The 7,174-nt window shown below is 68.8% G+C and carries 9 protein-coding genes; 2 read left to right on the top strand and 7 right to left on the bottom strand.

Translation table 11 applies throughout. The features are described 5' to 3' along the window. The first annotated feature begins 165 nt into the window (after positions 1–165). On the top strand, positions 166–1,791 hold the full coding sequence (locus MFF55_RS15285; protein WP_238244965.1) for an ABC-F family ATP-binding cassette domain-containing protein: 1,626 nt from the start codon (positions 166–168) through the stop codon (positions 1,789–1,791). A gap of 4 nt (positions 1,792–1,795) precedes the next feature. Here the strand turns inward: MFF55_RS15285 and MFF55_RS15280 are convergent, their stop codons facing one another. Together MFF55_RS15280 and MFF55_RS15275 are read right to left on the bottom strand one after the other, a co-directional pair. Further along, positions 1,796–1,924 (bottom strand): TFIIS helical bundle-like domain containing protein, encoded by a 129-nt coding sequence (locus tag MFF55_RS15280; RefSeq protein ID WP_238244964.1) that lies wholly within the window; start codon positions 1,922–1,924, stop codon positions 1,796–1,798. A gap of 168 nt (positions 1,925–2,092) precedes the next feature. Next, positions 2,093–3,307: a ligand-gated ion channel gene (locus MFF55_RS15275; protein ID WP_238244963.1), complete on the bottom strand. Its 1,215-nt coding sequence runs from the start codon at positions 3,305–3,307 to the stop codon at positions 2,093–2,095. A 273-nt stretch (positions 3,308–3,580) separates the two neighbouring features. Here MFF55_RS15275 and MFF55_RS15270 point away from each other — a divergent pair, with 273 nt between their 5' ends. Further along, positions 3,581–4,831, top strand: a complete 1,251-nt coding sequence (locus tag MFF55_RS15270; RefSeq protein ID WP_238244968.1) for a NupC/NupG family nucleoside CNT transporter — start codon at positions 3,581–3,583, stop codon at positions 4,829–4,831. Between the two features lie 125 nt (positions 4,832–4,956). On the opposite strand, the gene MFF55_RS15265 is transcribed toward MFF55_RS15270, so the two are convergent. From MFF55_RS15265 to minC, 5 genes are read right to left on the bottom strand one after another with little or no spacing between them, the layout of a single operon-like run. Next, complete coding sequence (locus MFF55_RS15265) at positions 4,957–5,103, bottom strand: hypothetical protein (protein WP_238244962.1); 147 nt, start codon at positions 5,101–5,103, stop codon at positions 4,957–4,959. 5 nt (positions 5,104–5,108) lie between these two features. Continuing rightward, positions 5,109–5,342, bottom strand: a complete 234-nt coding sequence (locus tag MFF55_RS15260) for a hypothetical protein (protein WP_238244961.1) — start codon at positions 5,340–5,342, stop codon at positions 5,109–5,111. A 36-nt stretch (positions 5,343–5,378) separates the two neighbouring features. Continuing rightward, the gene (gene minE, locus MFF55_RS15255; RefSeq protein WP_238244960.1) at positions 5,379–5,648 is read right to left on the bottom strand and encodes a cell division topological specificity factor MinE; all 270 of its coding nucleotides are present in this window, start codon (positions 5,646–5,648) and stop codon (positions 5,379–5,381) included. Next, the gene (gene minD / locus MFF55_RS15250; RefSeq protein WP_238244959.1) at positions 5,645–6,460 is read right to left on the bottom strand and encodes a septum site-determining protein MinD; all 816 of its coding nucleotides are present in this window, start codon (positions 6,458–6,460) and stop codon (positions 5,645–5,647) included. The genes minE and minD overlap by 4 nt, the downstream gene beginning before the upstream one ends. 14 nt (positions 6,461–6,474) lie before the next feature. Next, a complete protein-coding gene (gene minC, locus MFF55_RS15245) occupies positions 6,475–7,149 on the bottom strand; it encodes a septum site-determining protein MinC (RefSeq protein WP_238244958.1) in 675 nt (224 codons plus the stop codon). Positions 7,150–7,174 lie beyond the last annotated feature (25 nt).

Genomic DNA, 7,174 nt, shown 5'->3' with positions numbered 1-7,174 from the left:
CGCAGCCCCGGGATGACAAGCGTGGGCGTCATCATCCCACGCGAAGCGCGTCGAGCGACGTGCACGTGCGATCGCGCTGAAACGAGCTCCCCTCGCGCATTTTGCTGCACTGCGGTAGGAGGACGCTCCCGTGGGTCGCCGGCCCGCCCGCGACCCGAATGCGCCATGCTCCAGATCGAAGATCTCACCTTCAACGCCTGGGGCCGCCGCTTCTTCGACCGGGCGAGCGTCGCGGTGCCGCCGGGCGCCAAGGTCGGCCTCGTCGGCCGCAACGGGGTCGGCAAGTCGACCCTGTTCAAGATCATCCTCGGCGAGTTCCAGCCTGACAGCGGCAGCGTGTCCCTGCCTCGAACCGCCAGGATCGCCTCCGTCGACCAGGAGCACCCGGCGACGCCGGTGAGCCTGCTCGACACGATCCTCGCCGCCGACATCGAGCGCGAGGCGCTCAACCAGGAGCTGGAGACCGCCGCACCCGAGCGCATGGGCGAGATCTACGCCCGGCTCATCGAGATCGATGCCGACCGCGCCCCGGCCCGGGCCGGTGAAATTCTGGCGGGCCTGGGCTTCTCAGTGGCCGACCTGACCCGGCCGATGGCGGAGTTCTCGGGCGGCTGGCGCATGCGCGTGGCGCTCGCCGCCGCCCTCTTCGCCGAGCCGGACATGCTGCTCCTCGACGAGCCCACCAACTACCTCGACCTGGAGGGCGCCCTCTGGCTGGAGGCGCGGCTGAAGCGCTACCCGCATTCCGCGCTGATCATCAGCCACGATCGCGAGCTCCTGAACAACTCGGTCGACGCCATCCTCCACGTCGCCAACGGCAAGCTCGAACTCTACACGGGCGGCTACGACGACTTCGAGAAGCGCCGCGCCGAGAAGGCCCGGCTGCAGCTCTCGGCCAAGGCCAAGCAGGATGCCGAGCGCGCCCACCTTCAGAGCTTCATCGACCGCTTCAAGGCCAAGGCCTCCAAAGCGGCCCAAGCCCAGTCCCGGGTCAAGCGCCTCGCCAAGCTGGAGCCGATCGCGACGACGATCGAGGAGCACGTGGCGCCCTTCCACCTGCCCTCGCCCAAGCGTCCGCTCGCGCCGCCGCTGATGCACCTCACCGACGCCTCGATCGCCTACGGCGAGGATGCGCCGGTGCTGCGCGACCTCAACCTGACGCTGGACGTCGACGACCGGATCGGCCTGCTCGGCGTCAACGGCGCCGGCAAGTCGACCTTCGCCAAGATGGCGGCGGGCGCGCTCAAGGTGCGCGAGGGCCGGATGGTGCGAGAGGGCAGGGTGCAGGTGGGCTGGTTCCACCAGCATCAGGTCGAGGCGCTCGACCCCGCCGACACGCCGCTGGCCATCATTCGCCGCGAGCGGCCCGACGACAGCGAATCTTCGCGGCGCGCCAAGCTCGCGAGCTTCGGCCTCGGCTTCGACAAGCAGGAGACGACGGTAGAATCGCTCTCGGGGGGAGAGCGGGCGCGGCTGCTCCTCAACCTCGTATCGATGCAGGCGCCCCACCTGCTCATCCTCGACGAGCCGACGAACCACCTCGACATCGACAGCCGAAGGGCGCTGCTCGACGCGCTGAACGACTACGGGGGCGCCGTCATCCTCATCACCCACGACCGCTCGCTGATGGAGCTCGTGGCCGACCGGCTCTGGCTCGCGGCCGACAACACGGTGAAGCCGTTCAGCGGCGACATGGACGATTACGCCAAGCTCGTCCTCGACCGGGCGCGCGCCGCAAAGAGCGCGCCCGGCCAGGGCCGCGAGAAGCGGGCCAAGCGCCGGGCGGCGTGAGGCCTCAGCGGCGCAGGATCTTGGTGACGAGACGGCCGATCGGATTGCTCGAATCGGCGTTGCGGTCGTCGCGGACGACGGGACGGTCCTCGTTGCCGAGGAGCTTGGTGACGATGCGTCCGATGAGGCTCATGGCTCTACCCTGATGACGTGACGCGCCAGGAAACGGCGCAGCTTGCGCTATCAACGGCGGAGCCGGGCGGCCGTTCCCCCGATGGCGGGAGCGGGCCCAAGGCATCGGGCCACGAAACGCCAACACCCTGCTGGTCCGATCCCTCCACGCGCCGACGCTGCGACGGCCTCAGGCGCTCCACGGAATGACGAGGTTGACCAGCACGTAGCCGGTTCCGGCCGTCGCGATCGTGGTGAGGTCGAAGGCGCGCGACAGCTTCTTGTCCGACTTCATGTTCCAGATGAAGATCGAGACGATCGTGGCGATCAGCGAGAAGAAAATCGTGAACAGACCGGTGAAGGTGACATACTCGACGAGGCCGAACTGGCCGGCGGACGGGATGAGCGAGCCGGCAAGATAGGAGTTCGCGACGGCACCGAAATAGGCACCTGCCAGCATCGAGAATCTCGGTCCTGCATCCGAGGCGCGCAGGCCGAAGCTGGCGAAGGCGAGCGCCATGCCGGCGAAGAGGCCGATGAAGATCTTGAAGTAGACCCCCATCCCGTCGCGCGCGATGCTGAGGCCATAGGTGTACATGCTGAAAGTGCGGTTGCCGGTGCCGACCTCGCGCGGATCGCCGTACGACGTGCGGTAGGTGTGCGTCTTCACCACCTGCTCGCTCTTGGCGACCTTGTATCCCGAGACGCGGACACGTGAGGAGACGTTCGTCCCCGGGTCGGCAACGTAGCGGAGGCGGGACGCGTCGAGGCGCGTGTCCTCGATATAGATGTTGAGCATGTGGGTATCGACGGGGACGCGGGTGGTGTTGAAGAACTTCGTCATGCGCGCGATCACCCGGTAGCGCTGATAGTTCGTCCCGTCCGGGCCGTAATACTCGTCCTGGAGATCCTTGCGCTCGATGCGGCCGTCGACGATCCGGAAGCTCGCGCCGGGCGAGAGCGCGCGATCGCCCTTCCACCGGAACCAGACGTAGAAGGTGGGCGTCCACACGGAATCCCGGATCGACATGCCGTCGATCCCGTCGAGGTAGAGGCCGATCGTCACCGGCACGAAGGTTCCGGTCTCCGGGATCGGCTCGAGCGGTGTCTGGCCCTTCTCGACGGCACCGGGCGTGAGCCGGATGCGCTGGTTCGCCTCGGCCGACAGCTTCTCTCCGTGGATGACGACGTAGGCCAGCGTCCCGATCGCGAGATAGATGAGCGCGATGAAGACGGCCCAGCCGACGAGGAACAGGCGCTGACGATCCGGCAGGCCCGGCTCGGACGGCACCTCGGGCTCTCTGTCGAACCGGATCGGCTCGCCCCGTCGCGCCGACCCTGCATAGACGAAGCGAAGATAGTCCCAGCCGAAACGGGAACGCGAAAGGCCGGCCGTCGTCGCCACGCTGTGTACTCCAGTGAGCCGGGTCGCCGGCCACCATGGTCAATGGTCAAGCTTGGCTGCTAGCATGCCGGGTCCGGAAGTTCGTAGCCGGAGGGAAACAATTGCTGTGCAGCAGTCGCCGCGCCCGGGACATGCCCATCCGGCGCCGGTACCGGCGGGACCTGCAGGGACGGGGCGCTAGCCCGCAGCGACCGCGCCGGCTCGACGAGGAGGCGGATGAAGGCCTCCGCCGGCATCGGCCTTGCTCCTCCGGGCGACGATGAGCGGGGCCGCATGACCGAACGCATCCTCCATTTCGGCGCGAGCCTCCTGCTTCTGCTCGCGATCGGCATCCTGTTCTCGACGAACCGCCGTGCGATCAGCCCACGGGTGGTGCTCTCGGCGCTGGCCCTCCAGGTCGCGATCGGGGCGCTCATCCTGTTCGTGCCGCTGGGTCGGACGGCGCTCGCGGCCGCCGCGGAGCTCGTCCAGACGGTGCTGGGCTACGGCGACCGCGGCGTCGCCTTCCTGTTCGGCGGCCTCGTCGAGCCGCGGATGTTCGAGCTGTTCGGCGGCGGCGGCTTCATCCTGGCCCTGCGGGTGCTGCCGCAGATCCTCTACGTCTCGGCGTTGATCGCCGTGCTCTACCATTTCGGGATCATGCAGGCGGTGGCCCGAGCGCTCGGCGCGGCGCTGCAGCGGCTGATCGGCACCTCGCGGATCGAGACCTTCTCGGCCGTGGTCACCATCGCCATCGGTCAGAGCGAGATCGCGGTGGCGCTCCGCCCCTTCCTCGCAGCCCTCACCAGCGCCGAACTCTTCGCCGTGATGTCGAGCGGGGCGGCCTCGACGGCCGGCACCATCCTGGCCGGCTACGCGGCGCTCGGCGTGCCGATGGAGTACCTGCTCGCGGCGAGCGCCATGGCGGTCCCCGGCGGGCTCCTCTACGCCAAGATCCTGGTGCCCTCGACCGAGCCGACGCGGATCGAGACCATGCGGGTGGAGTTCGGCGAGACGCGCGCGGCCAACGTCATCGAGGCGGCCGCCGACGGCACCATGAAGGGGCTCGCGGTCGCCGCCTCGGTGGGTGCGATGCTGATCGCCTTCGTCGGGCTGATCGCGCTCCTCAACGGGATGATCGGCTGGGGCGGCGGCCTCGTCGGGCTGCCCGGCCTGAGCCTGGAGGGCATGCTCGGCACCGCGCTCGCGCCGCTCGCTTGGCTGCTCGGCACGCCCTGGGAGCAGGCGGGGCTCGTGGGCGGGGCGATCGGCCAGAAGATCGCCTTCAACGAGTTCCTGGCCTACGCCCAGCTCTCGCCGACGCTGAAGGCGGGAACCCTCGACCCGCGCACTAGCGCGATCGTCTGCTTCGCGCTGTGCGGCTTCGCGAATCTCGCCTCGATCGCCGTGCAGCTCGCGAGCTTCGGAGCCCTGGTGCCGGAGCGCCGGGCGGAGGTCGCCCGCTTCGGCCTGCGCGCGATCCTGGCCGGCACGCTCTCCAACCTGACGAGCGCGGCCATCGCCGGATTGTTCATCGGGTTGTAGGCGCGCTCAGCCCGCGTGGCGCGCCCACAGGGCGACGCCCCATGCGAAGGCGGCGGCAACGATCGGAACGATGACGAAGGCGAGAACCTGGACGTCGGTCATGAACGAAGACCTTCGGCCTTCGTTCAGCCCTGCATATCGGCCTGCCGGCGCCGCTCGATCTCGCGGGTGTTGCGATCGAAGATCCGCGCAGCGATCCAGACCGAGGTCAAAGCTACGGCAGAGAAGACCGCAGCCACTCCAGCAATCTGCAATGCGTAGGCTTCGGTCATCGCGTTCAATCCTCTGCCCGAGTGAACTGAATGATCGCTTGTCCCACCAGATGTAAGGCTACGGCCACCAAAAGCAAACTTCCGCCGCCGTCGCGGAGGACATCGAATTGGCGCTGCGCGATCGGCACGATGAAGACCGCGCCGACCGTGGCGATCGAAAGCGAGTTGAAGAGGGTGGCCGTCAGCTTCACGCCCTCGTTGAAGCGCTTGGCGCGATGCTTCGGGTCTCCGGCCGGCATGGGTCACCCCCCCGGCGGAGCGGATGAATCTGCCGCTCACGCCGCCGCGAGCCCCCCGCCCACCGTCACGGGCAGCTCGATGTCGACGCCGAGCGTCGAGACGCCGAAGCCGCGCTCCAGGCGGATCTGGACCTTGTCGCGCTCCACCGCCACGTGGCGCTCGATGACGGCGAGGATTTCCTCGCGCAGCACCAGCACGAGGTCCGAGCCGCCGCGGCCCGAGCGCTCGTGGGCCAGGATCAGCTTGAGGCGGTCGCTGGCGACCCGCGCCGAGGGACGGCGCCCGAACAGGTTGAAGATGTTCATGCCGCCCTCCGGGTGAAGAGCTTGTTGATCAGGGACTTCTTGTCGGACGGCACCGACATCGCCACCGTCTCGCCCTTGAGGCGGCGGGCCGCGTCGATATAGGCGCGGGCCGGGGCGCTGAGCGGGTTGTTCATGGTCACCGGGCAGCCGACGTTGGAGGCGCGCAGCACCTCGAGGCTTTCCGGCACGATCGCGAGCAGCGGGATCGAGAGGATCTCGAGCACGTCGTCGATCTTGAGCATGTCGCCGCGGTCGGCCCGGGCGGGGTCGTAGCGGCTGAGGATGAGGTGCTTCTCCATCTTCTCGCCGCGCTCGGCCTTGAGCGTCTTGGAGTCGAGGAGCCCGATGATCCGGTCGGAATCGCGCACCGAGGAGACTTCCGGGTTCGTCACGACGACGGCGAGGTCGGCGTGGCGCATGGCCAGCGTCGCGCCGCGCTCGATGCCGGCGGGCGAGTCGCAGATCACCCAGTCGAACTTCTCGCGAAGCTCGTCCATCACCTTCGCCACGCCCTCGTCGGTGAGCGCGTCCTTGTCGCGGGTCTGCGAGGCGGGCAGCAGGTGCAGGGTGTCGAGGCGCTTGTCGCGGATCAGCGCCTGGTTGAGCTTGGCGTCGCCGTTCACGACGTTGATGAGGTCGTAGACCACGCGGCGCTCGGCCCCCATGACGAGGTCGAGGTTGCGCAGGCCGACGTCGAAATCGACGACCGCGACGCTCGCGCCGCCCTGCGCCAGCGCGGCCCCCAGAGCCGCCGTCGTCGTCGTCTTGCCGACGCCGCCCTTGCCCGATGTGACGACCAGAACCTTGGCCATGTGTCTGCGTTCCCCTAATCCAAGCTTGCGATTCTGATGGCGCCGGCATCGAGCCAGATCTGCGCGGATTGCCCGCGGAAGCTCGGGCCGATGTCCTCGGCGGTGCGCACGAGGCGGTCGATCCCGAGGAGCTCGGGCTCGAACTTGCGGCAATAGATGCGGGCGCGCGGGTTGCGCGCGGCGCCGGCGATGGCCCGGCCGCGCAGCGCCCCGTAGACGTGGATCGAGCCGCCCGCGAGGATTTCGGCGCCGGAGGAGACCGAGCCCATCACGGTGACGTCGCCGGTCGGATGCACCACGGACTGGCCCGAACGGACCGAGCCCTCGATCATGAGGGAGACCGGCCCCGGCGGGGCGATCTCGGGGACCTCGATGTTCGTGGTCGGGCGGCCGCCGACGAGGAAGGGAGGCAGGTCCACATCCGCGTGCAGCGGATTGGCGCCCTCGATTCCGAGGATGCGGATGCCGCGGGCATAGATCTCGGCCATGAGCCGGTAGAGGTCGGGCTTCGGCAAGGCGAGCGCCGCGACGTCGAGGATGACGGGCCGACCGTCGAACAGGGTGCGCGACCGGCCGAGCGCCGCGTCGAGTCCCGCCAGCCACTCGGAGAGGGGTGATTCCGGCGCGAGAACCAGCGCCCTGAAGGCGCGTCCGCGGAGCTGAATGGAGCGGTGGGAAGGGCTGGTCACGGGTCGATTCCTTACCGAACCATTG

The sequence above is a fragment of the Methylobacterium iners genome (genome assembly GCF_022179305.1).
In the GTDB taxonomy this organism is placed as follows: Bacteria; Pseudomonadota; Alphaproteobacteria; order Rhizobiales; family Beijerinckiaceae; genus Methylobacterium; species Methylobacterium iners.
The sequence above is the reverse complement of the archived record's forward strand: the minus strand, read 5'-3'. Positions and strand labels throughout refer to the sequence as shown.

Excerpts from the sequence above, each read along its gene's own strand:
- MFF55_RS15285 (WP_238244965.1), top strand. The coding sequence starts at position 166 with ATGCTCCAGATCGAAGATCTCACCTTCAACGCCTGGGGCCGCCGCTTC.
- MFF55_RS15280 (WP_238244964.1), bottom strand. The coding sequence starts at position 1,924 with ATGAGCCTCATCGGACGCATCGTCACCAAGCTCCTCGGCAACGAGGAC.
- MFF55_RS15270 (WP_238244968.1), top strand. The coding sequence starts at position 3,581 with ATGACCGAACGCATCCTCCATTTCGGCGCGAGCCTCCTGCTTCTGCTC.
- MFF55_RS15265 (WP_238244962.1), bottom strand. The coding sequence starts at position 5,103 with ATGACCGAAGCCTACGCATTGCAGATTGCTGGAGTGGCTGCGGTCTTC.
- MFF55_RS15260 (WP_238244961.1), bottom strand. The coding sequence starts at position 5,342 with ATGCCGGCCGGAGACCCGAAGCATCGCGCCAAGCGCTTCAACGAGGGC.
- minE (WP_238244960.1), bottom strand. The coding sequence starts at position 5,648 with ATGAACATCTTCAACCTGTTCGGGCGCCGTCCCTCGGCGCGGGTCGCC.
- minD (WP_238244959.1), bottom strand. The coding sequence starts at position 6,460 with ATGGCCAAGGTTCTGGTCGTCACATCGGGCAAGGGCGGCGTCGGCAAG.